Annotated in this window: 16 protein-coding genes; 8 read left to right on the top strand and 8 right to left on the bottom strand. The window is 67.0% G+C overall.

Translation table 11 applies throughout. The features are described from left to right. Positions 1-9: 9 nt before the first annotated feature. Genes MSZK_RS27315 through MSZK_RS27325 form a run of 3 tightly spaced genes read right to left on the bottom strand, consistent with a single transcriptional unit; the run spans position 10 to position 3,249 of the window. Complete coding sequence (locus tag MSZK_RS27315) at positions 10-978, bottom strand: spirocyclase AveC family protein (RefSeq protein WP_158230649.1); 969 nt, start codon at positions 976-978, stop codon at positions 10-12. A gap of 14 nt (positions 979-992) precedes the next feature. After that, positions 993-2,102 (bottom strand): phosphotransferase family protein, encoded by a 1,110-nt coding sequence (locus MSZK_RS27320; protein WP_099251666.1) that lies wholly within the window; start codon positions 2,100-2,102, stop codon positions 993-995. A 22-nt stretch (positions 2,103-2,124) separates the two neighbouring features. Next, positions 2,125-3,249: a tyrosine protein kinase gene (locus MSZK_RS27325; protein WP_371411397.1), complete on the bottom strand. Its 1,125-nt coding sequence runs from the start codon at positions 3,247-3,249 to the stop codon at positions 2,125-2,127. Between the two features lie 30 nt (positions 3,250-3,279). Here MSZK_RS27325 and MSZK_RS27330 point away from each other — a divergent pair, with 30 nt between their 5' ends. Further along, on the top strand, positions 3,280-3,930 hold the full coding sequence (locus tag MSZK_RS27330) for a TetR/AcrR family transcriptional regulator (RefSeq protein WP_099251668.1): 651 nt from the start codon (positions 3,280-3,282) through the stop codon (positions 3,928-3,930). A 3-nt stretch (positions 3,931-3,933) separates the two neighbouring features. Here MSZK_RS27330 and MSZK_RS27335 read toward each other — a convergent pair whose 3' ends face one another. Further along, entirely contained in the window at positions 3,934-4,803 is an 870-nt protein-coding gene (locus tag MSZK_RS27335) for a hypothetical protein (RefSeq protein WP_099251669.1), read from the bottom strand. A gap of 304 nt (positions 4,804-5,107) precedes the next feature. Between MSZK_RS27335 and MSZK_RS27340 the strand changes: the two genes are divergently transcribed. Further along, positions 5,108-6,592 (top strand): NAD(P)/FAD-dependent oxidoreductase, encoded by a 1,485-nt coding sequence (locus MSZK_RS27340; protein ID WP_099251670.1) that lies wholly within the window; start codon positions 5,108-5,110, stop codon positions 6,590-6,592. Between the two features lie 296 nt (positions 6,593-6,888). Here the strand turns inward: MSZK_RS27340 and MSZK_RS27345 are convergent, their stop codons facing one another. Then, positions 6,889-7,881 (bottom strand): zinc-binding alcohol dehydrogenase family protein, encoded by a 993-nt coding sequence (locus MSZK_RS27345; protein WP_099251671.1) that lies wholly within the window; start codon positions 7,879-7,881, stop codon positions 6,889-6,891. A 115-nt stretch (positions 7,882-7,996) separates the two neighbouring features. Between MSZK_RS27345 and MSZK_RS27350 the strand changes: the two genes are divergently transcribed. The 4 genes from MSZK_RS27350 to MSZK_RS27365 are packed head-to-tail and all read left to right on the top strand — an operon-like array spanning position 7,997 to position 12,446. Further along, positions 7,997-8,758 (top strand): FadR/GntR family transcriptional regulator, encoded by a 762-nt coding sequence (locus MSZK_RS27350; RefSeq protein WP_099251681.1) that lies wholly within the window; start codon positions 7,997-7,999, stop codon positions 8,756-8,758. A 30-nt stretch (positions 8,759-8,788) separates the two neighbouring features. Next, complete coding sequence (locus tag MSZK_RS27355; protein WP_099251672.1) at positions 8,789-10,393, top strand: class I adenylate-forming enzyme family protein; 1,605 nt, start codon at positions 8,789-8,791, stop codon at positions 10,391-10,393. Next, positions 10,390-11,163, top strand: a complete 774-nt coding sequence (locus MSZK_RS27360; RefSeq protein WP_099251673.1) for a class II aldolase/adducin family protein — start codon at positions 10,390-10,392, stop codon at positions 11,161-11,163. The genes MSZK_RS27355 and MSZK_RS27360 overlap by 4 nt, the downstream gene beginning before the upstream one ends. Before the next feature lie 14 nt (positions 11,164-11,177). Then, positions 11,178-12,446, top strand: coding sequence for an amidohydrolase family protein (locus MSZK_RS27365; RefSeq protein ID WP_099251674.1), 1,269 nt, complete (start codon positions 11,178-11,180; stop codon positions 12,444-12,446). On the opposite strand, the gene MSZK_RS27370 is transcribed toward MSZK_RS27365, so the two are convergent. After that, positions 12,440-13,321, bottom strand: a complete 882-nt coding sequence (locus MSZK_RS27370; protein WP_099251682.1) for a D-2-hydroxyacid dehydrogenase family protein — start codon at positions 13,319-13,321, stop codon at positions 12,440-12,442. The two genes, MSZK_RS27365 and MSZK_RS27370, sit on opposite strands and share 7 nt — an antisense overlap. A gap of 50 nt (positions 13,322-13,371) precedes the next feature. After that, the gene (locus MSZK_RS27375; protein WP_099251675.1) at positions 13,372-13,977 is read right to left on the bottom strand and encodes a cysteine hydrolase; all 606 of its coding nucleotides are present in this window, start codon (positions 13,975-13,977) and stop codon (positions 13,372-13,374) included. Positions 13,978-14,082: 105 nt separating this feature from the next. Here MSZK_RS27375 and MSZK_RS27380 point away from each other — a divergent pair, with 105 nt between their 5' ends. Together MSZK_RS27380 and MSZK_RS27385 are read left to right on the top strand one after the other, a co-directional pair. Beyond that, positions 14,083-14,505, top strand: coding sequence for a nitroreductase family deazaflavin-dependent oxidoreductase (locus MSZK_RS27380; protein ID WP_099251676.1), 423 nt, complete (start codon positions 14,083-14,085; stop codon positions 14,503-14,505). 16 nt (positions 14,506-14,521) lie between these two features. After that, the gene (locus tag MSZK_RS27385; protein ID WP_099251677.1) at positions 14,522-15,964 is read left to right on the top strand and encodes an FAD-binding protein; all 1,443 of its coding nucleotides are present in this window, start codon (positions 14,522-14,524) and stop codon (positions 15,962-15,964) included. Here MSZK_RS27385 and MSZK_RS27390 read toward each other — a convergent pair. Next, positions 15,944-17,078: cellulase family glycosylhydrolase (locus tag MSZK_RS27390; protein WP_142390016.1), on the bottom strand; the 1,135-nt coding region annotated here is incomplete at its 5' end. The genes MSZK_RS27385 and MSZK_RS27390 overlap by 21 nt on opposite strands.

Below are 17,078 nucleotides of genomic sequence, written 5' to 3' on the forward strand. Positions count from 1 at the left end.
GATGTCTCCTTATTGACCGGGCAGCATGTACGACGGCGGGGTGATGATCGAGTCCGGGTTGACCGACATCCAGCTCCAGGGGATGAAGTAGGCCAGCGCCGCCCAGACCGCGCAGAACCCGATGACGGCCAGCAGTTTGACCGGCGATCGGAATTGGCGTGACCAGCGGTCGATTCCACGGTGCAGAAACGGAGTTCCGTCGGCACTGTCGTGGGCGGACATCCGCAGGTAGGTGAACCCGGCGGCATAGATCGCGACGAACAGGCTCTCGTACACCGGGAATTGATACGGCGTGCCAGCGAAGAGAGTGAACGCCTCCCAGGTTCGCGGGAACGCGTAGACCCGGGTGCGGATGAACACCTGCTCGATGACGATGTCCACCCCGAAGATTGCGACGAATGCCATGCTGAACGACCGGATGTTGGCGATACCCGGATAGCGCCGCCGCAGCGCGAGGATGATGCGACACTCGATGGCGGCCAAACCGATGCCCAGGTACAGATACTGGGGCACGAACCAGGCCAGTCCCTCGGCGTATCGCGTTGGCCCCTGATGCAGTGGGAAGAACGCCAGCCATGATCCGGCGTTGAGTGCGTGGGCATTCCACGCGAACGTGTAGTGAAAGTAGTTGATCAGCGGATCGATCCCCGATGCGAGCAGCGAGCCGATCACGATCATGCCGTCAAGCGTGAGTCGCCGCTGCACGATCAACGGCTTGACGAGGAACACCCAGATGGTGCCGGCGGCGATGACCAGGCTGACCACTTCGATGACGCGCAGCACGGCGAGCGCGGTGCCATCGAACGTATCCGGCCCCTGGACGGGCGCCGCGCCGAACTGAGTGTCCGATGTAACCCACCGGGTCCACGCTTGCCCGACGAAGAGGATCCACCCCACGCCCAGCAGCGCCCACAGCGATACTGCGCCGCGGCGCGCGTCGGCGTCGGCCGGCAAACTGGCGGGTTTGTCGGTCAGCACGGCACGATCCATGGTCAGCGGTTTCCGATGAATGTGGCGGTCTCACCGGTCGGCGCCGGAAGCCCCAGCAGCTTGGCGAGCAACTGGCTGGCGGGATTGTTCACCGCCATCGGCGAGTCGGCCGGCATCAGCCCCATCGCGATCATCATGTGTGCAGCCCGCACCATGATGATGGCCAACTTGGTCGCCGCGAGGATCTCGTAGTAGTCGATGTCCACCGGGACGTGCCCCGTGATCGACGTGTAGTAGGCCAGGGTCGCGTCGCGATCGGGAATCCCCTTCGGCAGCGGCAGGCCGATACCTTCGGTGTGGTGACGCATCAGGAAAAGCCACCAGCCCAGATCGAGCTCACGGCTGCCGAGTGTCACCATCTCCCAGTCCAGCACCGCAGCCGCTGCCAGGTCGTCCCCGAAGATGATGTTGCCGACGCGAGCATCGCCCCAGTTCAACACTTTTGACGATTCGCGGGCGGGGACGTTCTCGGCGAGCCATTGCAGCGCGAGCTCGATGGTGGGATTCGATTCGCCTTCGGCGGCCCAGCCGAACGATTCGCGCCAGTTCGCGATCTGCGCGTGCACCCCGCTGCCGTGGGCCTCGGTGTCCAGGAAGTCCAGGCCGAGGGCCCGCCAGTCGGCGTCATGAATCTGAGCGAGCGCGGTGAGACTGTTGTGCCACATCGTGGTTCGCTGTTCTGCAGTCAGATCGAGAACCCAGCCCCCGGCGGTGAACGGCGGGTCGTCGGAAGGGACCCGACCGTCGACTCGCTGCATCACCAGGAAGGGTGAGCCGAACACCGCCGGATCCTGCTCGTAGGCGTACACCGCGGGCAACGGCACGCCCTGGGCGGCGAGCGCGGTGATGACCTTGGCTTCCTTGCCGAGGTCGTAACTGGCGAACACCCCAGGCCCCGCGGGTTGCACGCGGGCCACCATCGCGCGGGTGTTCGCCTGCCCGTCCTGGTTCCACGCGGCGGTGAACAGCACTGTTTCGTTGGACAGTCCCGCCGATGCCGGAACGTCCAGATCGGTCACCCGGACGTGTTCGGCCCCATCGATTTTCGACTCCAGCCAGGTGGCCAGGCGCCGCGAGGCGTCCTCGGTGTCGATTTCGTTCTTCAACGCCATTGTCGTGTCCCTCTCGTGGATATCAGGTGGTCGGTGCCGCGAGCAGGCGGTGGTTCCGCATCGCGCGCTGATAGGTGTCGAACCAGATCTCTTGATAGGTGCAGTGGGTCACCCGACCCTGGTCGTCCTGCCAGCGGTAGACGCTGTCGTGGAACGACGCGTTGGGCCACGCGGGCAGCACCGCCGAGGCGATTGCTTCGCCGTGAAATCGGTAGGTGTCACCGTGATCGTCGACGGCGGTGATCTCTTGGCGGGTGGCCAGGTGGATGGTGGGGTGATACTCCAGTACGTCGCGCCGGACGGAGGTGATCGCCCGGGTTTCCGGGCCGCGCTGCACCCAGGCGAAGTGGTGCGATGGCCGGTCCCCCACCTCGTACAGACCGGCCCAGCGTGGATCGGTGTCCAGCGGTTCGAAACTGATCTGGTTGAAGATCAGGTCTTCACCGAAGTACATCGGCGACCACCCCACCGGCGGACTCGGAACGGCACCGCGCCGCTCCACCCGGACCTGGCGCCACGACCGGTCCCTAGGCGCGAAGCAGTCGACCTCGTAGGTGACCCCGTCCAGGGTCATCGCCCCGGTGACACGCATGAACTGCTCGCTGCCGCCGGGGTGGCGGTTCTGATCGTGGTGGGCGTCCTCGCCGGGCATCACGTGCCCTCGAGCCAGCAGCGGCGTCACCGCGTCGGCGATGAGATCCAACGACATTCGGCCGTCGACAGCCTGATAACGCAATCGGGCCGTGCGCCCGGGTTCGAGGAACTCGATCGACAGGCCGTTGTCGGTGGTGATGGTGTTCCCGTCGATTCTTGGCCACGGCATCGTGATCTCGTAGTCGTGGAAGACCATGTCGGTGAATTCGATGTTGTCGTTGCCCTGGAACACGCACACTCCGCCCTGGGACAACGGAAACGCCGGCTGGTAGCGGATATAGAGGAACGCGCCGATCGCGGCCTCCGGCACCGAGAACCCGAAGTAATGCGTGTGGATCAGGTGGGGATCCCAGCTCTCGCCCGGTCCGGGCTGTGGGATCAATAGATCGGTGTCCCCGGAATGAACTGCCACACCGCCGGGTCCCGCATTCGAACTCACCACGCACCATCCCTCTTCGTGAACCTGCTCGACTTCGCTAACATAACGTCCGATGAACGGACTATCAAGTATGAAAATTCATTCATGTTGAAGAATCAGGGTGTGCCGCCACACGACAAACCCGCGACGCGGACCGAACGTCAGCGCGAACGAACCCGCCGGCAGTTGCTGGACGCCGGCCGCACCTTGATCGCCTCGAAAGGCGTTCCCGGACTACGGATCCAGGAGATCACCGAGCAGGCCGACATCGCGCTCGGCTCGTTCTACAACTACTTCCCCTCCAAGGAAGCGTTCCTGGAGGCGGTGATCACCGAGAGCCTTTCCGATCTGGCGTCGGCCACCATCAGCGATGTCGACGACACGACCGATCCGGCCGAAGTCGTCGCTTTGGCCGCGCTGCGGGTGATCCGCCTGGCGTACGCCGAGCCCGATTTCGCCCGACTGATCGTCAACATCGGCCACTCCGAGGCATTGTTCGGCGCCGCCATGCACCCCCATGCCCGGGTGGCTGTCGAACGCGGGATTGCCAGCGGCCGTTTCGTGATCGCCGATCTCGAGGTCTTGCTGACAACGGTGATCGGCGCGGCCTTCGCGCTCATCCGGGAGATCCTCGACGGCCGTCACAATGATCATGCCGAGCGCGCGTTCGCTCGCCACGTCCTGGCCATGCTGGGGCTCAGCCCAGCCGAGGCCAAGACCGTCGTCGCCAAAGTCGCCAAGTCCGAACGGTCCTGATTCTCAGACCGATGCCGACACCTTGGCGCCGGCCGTGTCGTCGGCCCCGAACACCGCTGCCTTGAGGATCCCGACCTTCGACTTGATGAAGACCTCCTCATCGGGGCGCGCGACGACGAATGACAGCACCCAGACGAAGGTGAGGGCCAGGCCCAGGGTCACCAGCCACGCGAGGTGCGACACCCACAGCGCGGCGTCGAGGTTCAGCGCCGTCCACACCGGCCAGGCGGCAGCACCGTTGGCGATACCGTCCGACATCGGGATGAAGGCGACGACCAGGGCAAGCCGCCATCCCGGCAGGTGCTGACGCATCCGGTAGATCAACGCCCCGGCGGTCATCGGCATCAACGGGTTCACGCACACCCACCACAACGGCAGGCCCCAGAAGTTCAGTGGCTGCGGTCCGTAGTACTCGTAAGCCCCCATGAGGACGCCCGGGCTCTCCAGAAAGATGTTGATGCACACGTCGATGACGTAGAGCTGGAACATCTGCTTGCGGGTCACCCCGGTGGAATAGATGCGGTAGGCCAGGTAGGCCAGACCGCCCACGTACCAGATGTAGACGAAGTTGATGAACAGCGGGAAGTCACGGCCCATCGAGGAGAACGTCGTCGTCACCGCGCCCTGCCGGATGTAGCACAGCCCCAAGGTGTCCACGATCGGCTCGAACAGGCAGGCAATACCGCCGCCGATCAGGCAGAAGAACAGCAACGGCCCCTTGCCGACGATCAGGTGCTTGATCGCGAAGAACACCATGACGACCACCGGGATGCCCAGGAAGATCGTGAAGATCACCTCGGGCATGAACGGCATCGGGGTGGTCGGGTGCGCGGGTATCGGCGGGGCGGCAGGCACGAACGCGAGCGCAGACATTCTCTCTCCTTGAGCACTGAGGCAACGGCATCCGGAGCGTAACCTCGCGTGAATCACTATTCAAGTATGAAAATCTATTCACTATAGTTCGCGACCGGGGTACCGCGCCGTTCCGCTGGAGGATTCACCTGCGCGACAAGACATCCCAGACCGGAAGCCCGCTGTCCTCAGCACGCGGACAACCGAGCGAGGCCGGACACCCTACGCCGAGCGGATAGCGTGACCGGATGCCGGCCAAGTCGACTGGCGCCCAACAAATCCCAGAAGCCGACCACCGTGGCGCCACCGTGGCAGAGTCTCGGGCATGACAGCGAGGGTCGCGGTGATCGGGGCCGGGCCCGGCGGCCTGGTCGCCTCCCGCTGGCTGCTGGCACACGGATTCGAGCCGTCGATCTTCGAGCAGGGTCCGGCGCTGGGTGGTCAATGGACCGGGCTGCCCGGCCGAAGCGGCGTCTGGCCGGGAATGCACACCAACACCAGCCGCATCCTGACCGCCTTCAGCGACCTTCCGCACGACGGCAACGTGGTCTTCACCTCTGGTTCCGACGTCCTGGAATACCTGCGCCACTACGCCCGCACGTTCGGCCTCGACACCCGGATCCGATACGACACCCGCGTCGAGTCCGTCGGCCGTGCCGGCGACGGCTGGCTGGTCGGCCATGGCGGCAACCGGGAACGGTTCGACAACGTGGTGGTGGCCACCGGCCGCTTCCACACGCCGGCGATCCCCCGCGTCGCCGGCCTGGACAGTTTCGCCGGCACCGCGGGGGCGATCGCCTCCTACGACTACCGCGGGCCGTTGCCGTATCTCGGTAAGCGGGTGCTGGTCGCCGGCTGCGCGGTGAGCGCGCTGGAGATCGCCGCCGAACTGGCCGGGCGCGGGGCCGAGCACGTCGTGGTGACCCAGCGCCGTCAGCGCTACGTGCTGCCCAAGTTCGTCGCGGGCGTGCCGTCGGATCACCGGATGTTCACGAGGTACGGCGCCCTCGCCAACGAGCTGTTGCCCCCGAGTGAGGTCGAGCGTCAGCTCAAAGAGATCGTGCTGGAATCGGCCGGGAATCCGGACCAGTACGGTGCCCCGCGACCCGACGAATCACTGTTTGCCGCGGGGGTCACGCTCAACCAGAACTATCTCCCCGCCGTCGCGGAAGGATCGATCAGCGTTCGCCCCTGGCTGCGGTCGGTCGACGGGACCGCCGCGACGTTCGACGACGGCAGCGTCGAGCACGTCGACGGGATCGTGTTCGGCACCGGCTTCACGCTGAGCCTGCCGTTCCTCGACGACGACGTCCGCGCGATCCTGAACCTCGATGCCGGAGACCTGGCCGCCGACCGCCACACCTTTCACCCCGATCTGCCGGGGCTGGCGTTCGTCGGCATGTGGGATCAGTCCGGCGGCTACTTCGTCCCGCTGGAGCTGCAGGCCAGGTGGATCGCTTACCGCTGGAGCGGCCTGGTGCCACCGCCCGCCGAGGCCGACCAGCGCGCCGCGGTCGCGGCCTGCCGTTCCCGTGGTCCGGGCAAGACCCGGATGAATCTGGCGGCCGTGACGTTCGCCCGGGCGGCGGGCGTGGAACCCGCGCTGGACCGCTGGCCCGACCTTCACCGCGCGCTGTTGTTCGGTCCGCTGGCGCCGAGTTGTTTTCGGCTCGAGGGACCCGACGCACTGCCCGGCGCGACAGCCCGGTTCGCCGCGGAGTCGGCCGCGTTCGGGGCGATCAGGAGCGGCGAGCTGACCGCCCGGGAGCTCAGCTACTGGTCGAGCGTCGAAGAAAAGATGGCCCGATGACCACGAGATGGTTCCGAGGAAGTAACAGCTCAGCAGCCTGATCGCGCCGATCCGCCGTCCGGTGGCGGGGCGGGGCAGCGGCGGGCCCGGCCGAAGATAATGGCGTTCTGGCAAATTTTCTTAGCGACGTATTACCGCTAGGACCCCGCGACCTTATTTTTGCGCCCTAACTTGAATCACATGTTGCTCGACGTTCGCTGGCTTCGGTACCTGCTGAAGCGCCCCGCGCACAAGTAAGCCCGCCACCCGCGGCGATGGCCGACCTGCCGATAGGCACGGTCGGCCCGCCTCGGACGTCACCGGCGGACGACGATTTTGCCGACCATGCGGCCGGATTCCACCGCCTTATGGGCCTCCCGCAGGCCCGCAGCGCTGAAGTCATCGATGATCTGCGTGACCGTGCTGCGGATGACGCCGTCGTCCACCAGCTGCGCGGTCTTCGCCAGCAGCTCCTGCTGACCCGGCAACCCGAACAGCGGCTTGGTGAACATGAACTCCCAATGCCAGGCGATGCTCTTGTTCTTCAGCGGCATAAGGTCCAGGCCGGCGGGGTCGTCGATCGCCGTCACGTGGCCGAACGGCTTGACGATCTCGGCGAAGTCGTCGACATTGCCCGTCGAGTGCGCCGAGAACAGCCAGTCCACGCCATCCGGTGCGGTTGCCGCGACGGCGCTGCGCAGATCGTGATGATCAACCACCACGTCGGCGCCCATCTCCCGCGCCCAGTCGCTGGATTCTCGGCGGCTGGCGGTCGCGATCACCCGCGCCCCGGTCAACGCCTTGGCGAGTTGGATCATCACTGACCCGACGCCGCCGGCGCCGCCCATGATCAGCAGGTCTCCCCGAGACTCGCGGCTCAATGCGAATCGGTCGAACAGCGACTCCCATGCGGTGATCGTGGTCAACGGCAGGGCCGCCGCGTCGGCGAAGGACAACGAGCGGGGCTTGCGCGCCACGATCCGTTCGTCGACGGCGTGCAGCGCTGCATTGGTACCGGGACGGGAGATGTCTCCGGCGTACCAGACTTCGTCACCGACGCCCAGGGTGCTGACATCGGGGCCGACGGCGGTGACGACTCCCGCGGCGTCGAACCCCAGGATCACCGGTGTGGCGCTGGGTTCGAGCGTCCCGCGGCGCTTGATGTCCACCGGAATGACCGACACCGCCGCCACCTCCACGAGGACGTCTCGCGGCCGCAGCTGCGGTACGTCGACGCGGATGTCTTGCAGCGCCTGCGGATCGGTGATCGGCAACCCTGCGAACGAACCGACCGCTGCCATCGTCGCCATCGATACCTCCTGAACTCGAGATCGCGCCTCGGGCAACCCTGCCCGCCGGCATCGGTATTCCTGGTATTGCCGGCGTCGTACGATGCACACACTTGCCAGCGACAGAGACCGGTCCGTGTCAGAGCCCACCGTTGCATTCCGCCGTCTCGCCGAGCAGGTCGCCGACCAGCTCCGGCGGCGGATCCTGTTGGGCGAGCTCGCCGACGGCAGCATCCTGTCCAAAGAGGACGAGCTGCTGCGCGAATTCCCGGTGAGCAAGCCGTCGTTGCGCGAGGCCATGCGGATCCTGGAGGCCGAGGGGCTCCTGCGGGTGCGGCGCGGCAAGCTCGGCGGTGCCGTGGTGCGCCGACCCAACGCCGCCAACGTGGCCTACACGATCGGGCTGGTGCTGGGCTCCCAGGACGTGACCCTGGCTGACGTCGGCGGCGCCCTGCGGCAGATGGAGCCGGCCTGCGCGGCGCTCTGCGCCGAGCGCGCCGACCGCGCGAGCACCGTCGTCCCGGCGCTACGGCGACTGCATGCGGAGGCCGTCGACGCCGCCGACGACTTTCCGCGGGCCATCTCGGCCAGCCGGCGCTACCACGAGGCGCTCGTCGCGCACTGCGGCAATCAGACGATGATCATGCTCGCCGGCGCACTCGAGACGCTCTGGTCCGCGCACGAGCAGAGCTGGTCGACCAGGGTGGGCGACAGCGTCGTGCCCGTCGACGAGCGGCTGGCCGTCTTGGAGGAGCACCGCCGGGTGATCGACGCGATCGAAGCCGGCGACTCCCGCCTGGCCCACGACCTGGCCGCCGCCCACCTGATCAACGCCCAGCACTACCCCGGGTCGGCGGGCACCGTCGACCCCACGATGGTGCGGCACTGGGACCATTGACCAGGCTCCTCATTTTCATATGATTTGGTGATGGCTGTCGACGCCGCCGCCACGACCAGCGCCGAAGCGGCGCACTACCTGGCCGCCGGTTGGTGGTCGGACACCACGCTGTCCGAATGTGTCCGCCGCAACGCCACCGCCATGCCGGCCAAGGCGGCCTACCTCGACTTCACGCCCGGCCCGGCCGACTGCCGGCTCACCTGGTCGGAATTCGACAACGCCGCCACCAACCTGGCAGCCGAACTGCATCGCCTGGGTGTGGCACCCGGCGACCGGGTCGCCATCTGGCATGGCGACAGCGTCCCCATCCACGTCCTGCTGGTGGCCATCGAACGCTGCGGCGCGGTCAGCGTCGGACTCGGGGCACGAGCCGGGGTGCGGGAGGCCGCGCAGATCATCCGGACCACCCAGCCTTCGCTTCTGGTCAGCGACAGCGCCCACGCCACGGATGCCGCCGAGGTCGTCGCCGCGGCTCCGGAAAGCGCATTACGTGCCGTGGTCCTCGGACCCGGCGGCCTGGCCATCGACACCACCCCCCGGTCGGCCGACGGGCTCTCGCCGGTGGGACCCGACGACGCGTTCCTGATCAACTCGACCTCCGGCACCACCGGGCTGCCCAAGTGCGTGGTGCACACCCAGAACCGGTGGCACTACTTTCACCAGAAGGCGGTGGCGAACGGCGAACTGAGCGCCGACGACGTCTTCCTGCCGGTCATCCCGACGCCGTTCGGCTTCGGGATCTGGACCTCCCACACCACCCCCATCTATCTCGGCGCCACCACGGTGCGCATCGAACGCTTCGACCCAGCCGCGACGTGCGCGGCCATCGAACGGCACCGAGCGACCGTATTGTGCTGCGTGAGTACCCAATTGATGATGATCCTGGCCAGCGAGGCGTCCCATCGGCATGACCTGTCCAGCCTGCGGATCGTGTTCACCGGCGGTGAGCCGCTGCCGTATACCCAGGCGGCGCAGTTCGAAGATCTGACCGGGGTGACGATCCTGCAGTTCTACGGTTCCAACGAGACCGGCATGCTCAGCGCCACCACCGTCAAGGACTCGCTGCACCACCGGCTGCGGACCGCCGGGCGCATCGTTCCCGAGATGCAGGTGCGGCTGTTCGACGGCGACGACGACGTCACCGAAACCGGCCGCGGACAACCCGTCTGCCGGGGGCCGGCGCTGAGCCTGGGATACCTGGGCGGCACCGACCACGACAAGCTGTACACGCGGGACGGGTGGATGCGGATGGGCGACATCTGCGAGCTGGACGACGACGGCTACCTGGTGCTGGCCGGGCGGACGTCGGACTTCATCCTGCGCGGCGGCAAGAACATCAGCGCGGTCGCGGTCGAGGAGGTGGTGGCCACCCACCCCGCGGTCGCGGTGGCCGCCGCCGTCGCCATGCCCGACCCCCTGTTCGGGGAACGTGTCTGCGTGTTCGCCGAACTCAAGGACCCCGGCGACAGCCTGGAGCTGTCCGCCCTCGTCGATCACTTGCTGGCCCTGGGGGTATCCAAGGAATTGTTGCCCGAACGCCTCGAGGTGCTCGACGAACTCCCCCGGTCGTCTGGCGGAAAGCTCGCCAAAGGCCAACTCCGCGAGAACATCCGATCGATACTGGAGCGATCATGAGCACATCGGAAGTACGCCGGGGCGGCCTCGGCGTGTGGGCGCCGTCGACGATGCCACCGATCGGCGTGGACCTGAGCGATGAGCAGAAGATGGCGGTGGCATTCCGCCATCTCGCCGGCATCGGCTTCGCCGAGAACATGGCCGGCCACATCACCTGGCAGCCCGAGGGGCGACGCGACATGTACGTCAATCCGTGGGGGCTGTGGTGGCAGGAGCTCACCGCGTCCGACATCTGCGTGGTCGACGAGGACGCGCACGTGGTACGGGGTCGCTGGGATGTCACCCCGGCCATCCACCTGCACACCGAAATCCACCGCCAGCGCCCGGATGCCCGGGTGGTGATCCACAACCACCCGTATTACGTCAGCCTGATCGCCGCACTGGGCGTGCTACCCGACCTGGTGCATCAGACCGGGGCCTTGTTTCTCGACGACATGCACCTGGTCGAGAAGTACGACGGCGAGATCGACGCCCCATGGCGCGCAGCCGAACTCGCCGGTCAGATCGGGTCGGCCAACCTGGTGATCCTGGCCAATCACGGGGTGATCGCCACCGGTCACGACCTCGCGGCGGCGGTGTACCGGGCGGTGTCGATCGAGCGGGTGTGCCGGCTGGCCTACGACGTGATGGTCACCGGCCGCACGCCGTCGGCGATGAACCGCGCCGACATGGTCGGCATGCAGGCCTCACTGATCGAACGCGCGGCCGATGTGTACTGGGCCGGCGCGGCGCGGATGACCATCAAGGCCGATCCCGGCGTCCTGGATTGAAAGGAACTCCCGCCATGGCTTCCATCGACGAGTTGTCGGCGAACCTCAACTTCACCACCGCTAAGACCGGTGCCGACCGGACGGTGACCTTCCTGCCCGAACCCGAACGTGCCGAACGCTATTACACCGTCATCTCCGTCGACGACCACATCGTGGAGCCGCCGGACACGTTCGAGGGCCGGGTGCCACGCAAGTTCGCCGACCGCGCCCCTCGGGTGGTCGACACCGAGGACGGTGGGCAGACCTGGATGTACGACGGCCGGTCGTTGCCCAACGTCGGGTTCAACGCCGTCGTCGGCCGGCCAGTGTCGGAGTACGGGTTCGAGCCGGCTCGGTTCGACGAAATGCGCCGCGGCGCCTGGGATATCCATGCCCGGGTGGCGGACATGGACCTCAACGGGGTGTACGCGTCACTGAACTTCCCGTCGTTCCTCCCCGGGTTCGCCGGGCAGCGCCTGCAGCAGGTGACCACCGACCACGATCTGGCGATGGCGTCGGTGCGGGCCTGGAACGACTGGCATCTCGAGGCATGGGCGGGCGCCTACCCTGGCCGCATCATCCCCTGCCAGCTGCCGTGGCTGCTCGACCCCGAGGTCGGCGCGAAGATGATCTACGAGAACGCCGAACGCGGCTTCCACGCGGTGACATTCAGCGAGAACCCGGCATTGCTCGGGCTGCCGACCATCCATTCGGGCTATTGGGAGCCGATGATGGCCGCGTGCGCAGACACCGGAACGGTGGTCAACCTGCACATCGGGTCGTCCGGCACCTCCCCGTCCACCACCGACGACGCCCCGCCGGACGTGGCGGGCGTGTTGTTCTTCGCCTACGCCATCTCCGCCGCCGTCGACTGGCTGTACTCGGGTGTGTGCAGCCGGCACCCGGAGCTGAAAATCTGTCTCTCCGAGGGGGGAATCGGCTGGGTGGCAGGACTTCTCGATCGCCTCGACCACATGCTGAGCTACCACGAGATGTACGGGACGTGGAAGGGCCTCGGCGAGACGCTGACCCCTGCCGAGGTCTTCACCCGTAACTTCTGGTTCTGCGCTGTCGAGGACCAATCGTCATTTGTCCAGTACGAGCGCATCGGCGCCGACAACATCCTGCTCGAGGCCGACTATCCGCACTGCGACTCCACCTGGCCGCACACCCAACGCACCATCCGCGAGCAGATCAGCGGGCTACCTGAGGACATCATCCGGAAAGTGACGTGGGAGAACGCCTCTCGGCTCTATCAGCATCCCGTCCCCGAGGCCGTACAGCGGGATCCGAACGCCTACTGACCGTCGAGCCACTGCGCGATCGCAGCGACGGCCTCGCGGAAGAAGATCCGGTAGGGGCGATCGGCCACGTAGCCGATGTGTGGTGTGGCGATGACGTTGTCCAGCGTGCGCAGCGGATGGTCGGCCGCAAGCGGCTCGGTGTCGAACACGTCGAGGGCGGCACGGATCCGCCGGGCCCGCAGCGCCTCGATCAGGGCCGCCTCGTCGACAAGAGGGCCGCGAGACGTGTTGACCAACAACGCCGTCGGCTTCATCAGCGCGAGCTCGGCCGCCCCGATCACACCGGCGGAACGGTCACTGAGCTTCAGATGTACGGTCACCACGTCCGACCGGGAAAACAGCTCGTCTTTCCCGACGTAGCTCGCCCCGGCCTCGGCGGCCACCTCCGCGGTCAAGTTCTGGCTCCACGCCAGGACCTCCATGCCGAAGGCCGCGCCGATGCGAGCCACGCGCGCGCCGATCCGGCCCAGCCCGACGACACCGAGTGCCCGCCCAGACAGTTCGCGACCCACCGATGTCTGCCAGCCACCGGTGCGTACCGACACCGCCTCACCGACCAGGTTGCGGGCGCCGGCCAGGATCAGCGCCCAGGTCAGCTCGACCGTCGAGGCGACGGTCCCGCCGGTGGTGCCGACGTGGATGCCGTGCTCCTGCACGGCCGCCATGTCGATGGAGGCGTTGAACGGGCCGGTGGAGGCGATCATCCTCAGCCGAGGCAGACGTTCGATGATGCTGCGCGGCAGCGGGGTTCGCTCCCGCATCACGAAGATCACGTCGAACGGGGCCAGCCGCGCAACCAGTTCGTCCGGGTCGGACACATGGTCGGTGAACACCGTGATGTCGGCGCGGGCGGCGACCGGCGACCAGTCGGCCATCTCCCGCGCGACGTTCTGGTAGTCGTCGAGGACCGCGATCTGCACTCGCGTCACGCGAGCTGCTCGATGAACTCGTCGGCGGTCATCGGCCGGGAGAACATCGGGTAGTCGTACTTCAGCGCGTTCTCGTGCTCCTCGACCGAGGTCGCGGCGACACAATCGCTCAACGTGATGACCTGATAGCCGTTCTCGTACCCGCTGCGCATCGTCGACTCTACACAGCAGTTTGTCAGGAAGCCGCCCAGGGCGATGGTGGTGATCCCCTTGCTGCGCAGGATGAAGTCCAGATTGGTGCTGGCGAAGGTGTCCAGCCCACGCTTGCCCTCGACGACGATGTCGCCGTCGACCGGCGTCAGGTCGTCGACGATCGCCGCGCCCCAGGAGCCTTTGACGAAGGCGTTGCCGTCGACGACTCCCTTGAGAATCCCGTAGGGATGACGGGTGATCTCGCCGTAGCCTTCGGCAAACGTGATCGGGGCGTGCATGACCGCAGCGCCCGCGGCTCGAGCAGCCGCCACCACGTCGCGGGTGTGGGCAAGCATGTCGGTCGTGGCCATCACCTCGGCCACCGCCGCGTGCAACGCTCCGCCCTCGGTGGTGAAGTCGTTCTGGTACTCGATCAGCACCACCGCGGTGCTCTTCGGGTCAATCGTCATGTCCGCAGGCTAATCCGCTCGGCACCGGAGTCAATGCCAGTCCGGGCCGATCTCGCCGCCAAAGCCGACGGGAATAGTCCCGCAACCGATAGTGTTGGCCCCACCATGACTGAGCACGCCGAGCTGAGCCCCACCGACTGGGTACGCGAGCAGACCGAACAGATTCTGAAGCAGGGCACCACAGACGGCGTCCACATCATGGACCGTCCGGTCGTCCTGTTCACCACGACCGGCGCCAAATCCGGCAAGAAGCGCTACGTGCCGTTGATGCGCGTCGAAGAGAACGGCCGCTACGCCATGGTCGCCTCCAAGGGCGGCGACCCGGCGCACCCGTCGTGGTACTTCAACGTCAAGTCCAACCCCACCGTGACCGCACAGGACGGCGACAAAGTGGTCACCCTGACCGCTCGCGAGGTGTCCGGCGAGGAGCGCGAACACTGGTGGAAACTGGCCGTCGAGGCCTACCCGCCCTACGCCGAGTACCAGACCAAGACGTCGAGGTTGATCCCGGTCTTCGTGCTGGAGTAGCACTAGCATTGCCCCCATGTCGGGGCAGATGTCCCGCCAGGCGTTCGTCCGGCGGGCGCTGGGCGGACTGGCGGGTGCGGCTCTGCTGGGCTCGTGCCGGACGGTGACCCCCGAGGCGGTGTCGAGTCCGCCGGACTGGTCTGGGCTGGGCGAGCATCTCGACGGTCGGCTGATCCTGCCGTCATCGCCGGACTACGGCCCGGCCAAAGCAATCTTCAATGCCCGCTTCGCAGGCTCCACGCCCGCGGCGGTCGTCGCGGCGGCGTCGATCGCCGACGTGCAGAAGGCGGTGACGTTCGCCGCCACCAACCACATCGGGATCAGCGTCCGCAGCGGCGGACACTCCTACATCGGTGCCTCAGCGCTCGACACGACCCTGGTCGTCGACCTGCGCCGGCTGCCCGGCGGGATCGACGTCGACACCGGACGCGACGTCGTGACGGTGGCGCCGGCAACCGATCTGGACACCCTGCAGATTCAGCTCGCGGCACGCGGGCGCTCGGTTCCGTCGGGCAGCTGCCCGACGGTCGGTGTCGCCGGCCTGACGCTGGGCGGCGGGCTGGGGTCGGACGCGCGGCGTTGCGGCCTGACCTGCGACGCGCTGGTGTCGGCGTCGCTGGTGTTACCCAGCGGTGAGAGGGTGACCGCCTCTGCCGACGATCACGACGAGCTGTTGTGGGCGCTGCGTGGCGGCGGCGGCGGCAACATCGGCGTGGTGACGTCGTTGACGTTGCGCACTTTCCCGGCCGCCGATCGTGACGTGGTCACGATGACGTTCCCGATGGAGTCGGCGGCGACGGCGATCGTAGGTTGGCACGACTGGATCGCCACCGCCGACCGCGACATCTGGGGCATGGTCAACGTCACCGTCGGCGACGGTCCCGGACGCGTCACGATCATCCTGGCCACCCCGTCTGGCAGCGGATCCACCGTCGCCGGCGAGATGCTCACCGCGGCCCGGCTTTCCGCGTCGTCAACGCGCACCCGCACCCTGAGCCGTGTCGACTTCGTGCGCTACTTCGAGGGCGGGGACGCCGCCCGGGTACCGCGGGCGTTCGTCGCAGGTTCGGACATCGTCGGTGAGATGACCTCGGCCGCCGCAGATTCCATCGTCGCGGCCATGGCCGCGTGGCCGCGGGAAGCCGGATCGGCGACGGCAGTGGTCGAGTCCCTGTCGGGCGCTGTCGGGGATGTCGATCCGGCGGGCAGCGCGTTTCCGTGGCGCCGCCAAGCGGCATCGGTGCAGTGGTACACCGAGTCGAGCTCGACGGCGGTCACCGGCTGGCTGAGCGCCGCGCACCAGGCGTTGGGCTCGGCTTCGACAGGCGGCTATATCAACTATCCCGAAACCGGTGACCCGCTGGCGCGCTACCTCGGCTCGAACGTGCAGCGCTTCAACGCCGTTCGGCAGAAATACGATCCGAACCGGGTACTGCGATCAGGAATCGGCGACGGCTGAGGCGACCGGGCTCACCGACACCGTGACGGTGGTTGCGCCCGGATCGGAGGCGATGACCAGCTTCGCGGCATTGGCGGCCGAGACCACGTGCCCACCCGTCACCATCACCTGATAGCCGTTCGGATACTGCACCGCCGGCACCGAGATGGTGCTCAGCGCTCCGTCGGCGAACACACCGGAGCCGTCGACCTTGGCTGTGGAGTAGCCGAATTCGAACGTGCCGTTGGTCATCGACCATGCCTTCGGGGTGCCGGACACCACCTGTGGGTAGGGCGCGGACAGGATCGCCAGGTTCCCGGTGTTGACGTTGTCGCCCACCGGCGGTAGCGCAGGGTCGTACACCAGACCCTCATCGCCGGGCGATCCGGTGATGTCGCCTTTACCGGTGTAGGCCCATTCCGCCCACCCCATCAGGTACCGGTCGCCCGAGCGCATCTCCTTGGTGAGCGTCGCGGCGTCGCTGGTGGCGCCCCACTCGTTCATCACCGCTGGGACGTTGTGCCGCGTGGAATAGTTCTGCGCTTGGACCGCAAGAGTATTGGCGATCTTCGTGCACAGCACACCGCCGATCGGCCCGCAGTAGTTGTGGAACGCCAGCACGACATACGGGTCACTGATCTGCCCCAGCAGCGCGACCGGCACACCGAGCAGGGTCGGAACTTCGGTCACTGCGGGGTTGGGTGGCTCCAGGTACAGCGGCGTGGTCGCGTCGACCGCGCGGATGGCCGCGGCCACCTGCTGATACATCGGCGTCAGTTGCTGAGTCGCGAAGAAAGACCCGCCGAGCAGGGCCACCGGGTAGTTCGAGCCGGGGAAGGGCTCGTTCATGATGTCGTACCCGATGACGGCCGAGTCACCGGCGAAGTAGCTGGCGATGTGCTCCCAGGCCAAGGCGTAATTATCCTGCAGCCCAATCCCGTTCGGCGCGTCGGCGTTGCCCCAGAACGCGTCCCAGGCGTGGTTCATGGCGGGGTTGACGTAGTAGTTGCCCGGGAACCCCGCGTTCGGGTTGGGGCGGCCGCCGCCATCCGACGCCCAGTCGGGCGCACCCTCGCCGTAGAACTCGCCGCTGTAGAGATCCTGGTGCATGTCGATGATGGTGTAGATCCCGTGG

It is taken from the genome of Mycobacterium sp. shizuoka-1 (assembly GCF_002723835.1).
GTDB lineage: Bacteria > Actinomycetota > Actinomycetes > Mycobacteriales > Mycobacteriaceae > Mycobacterium.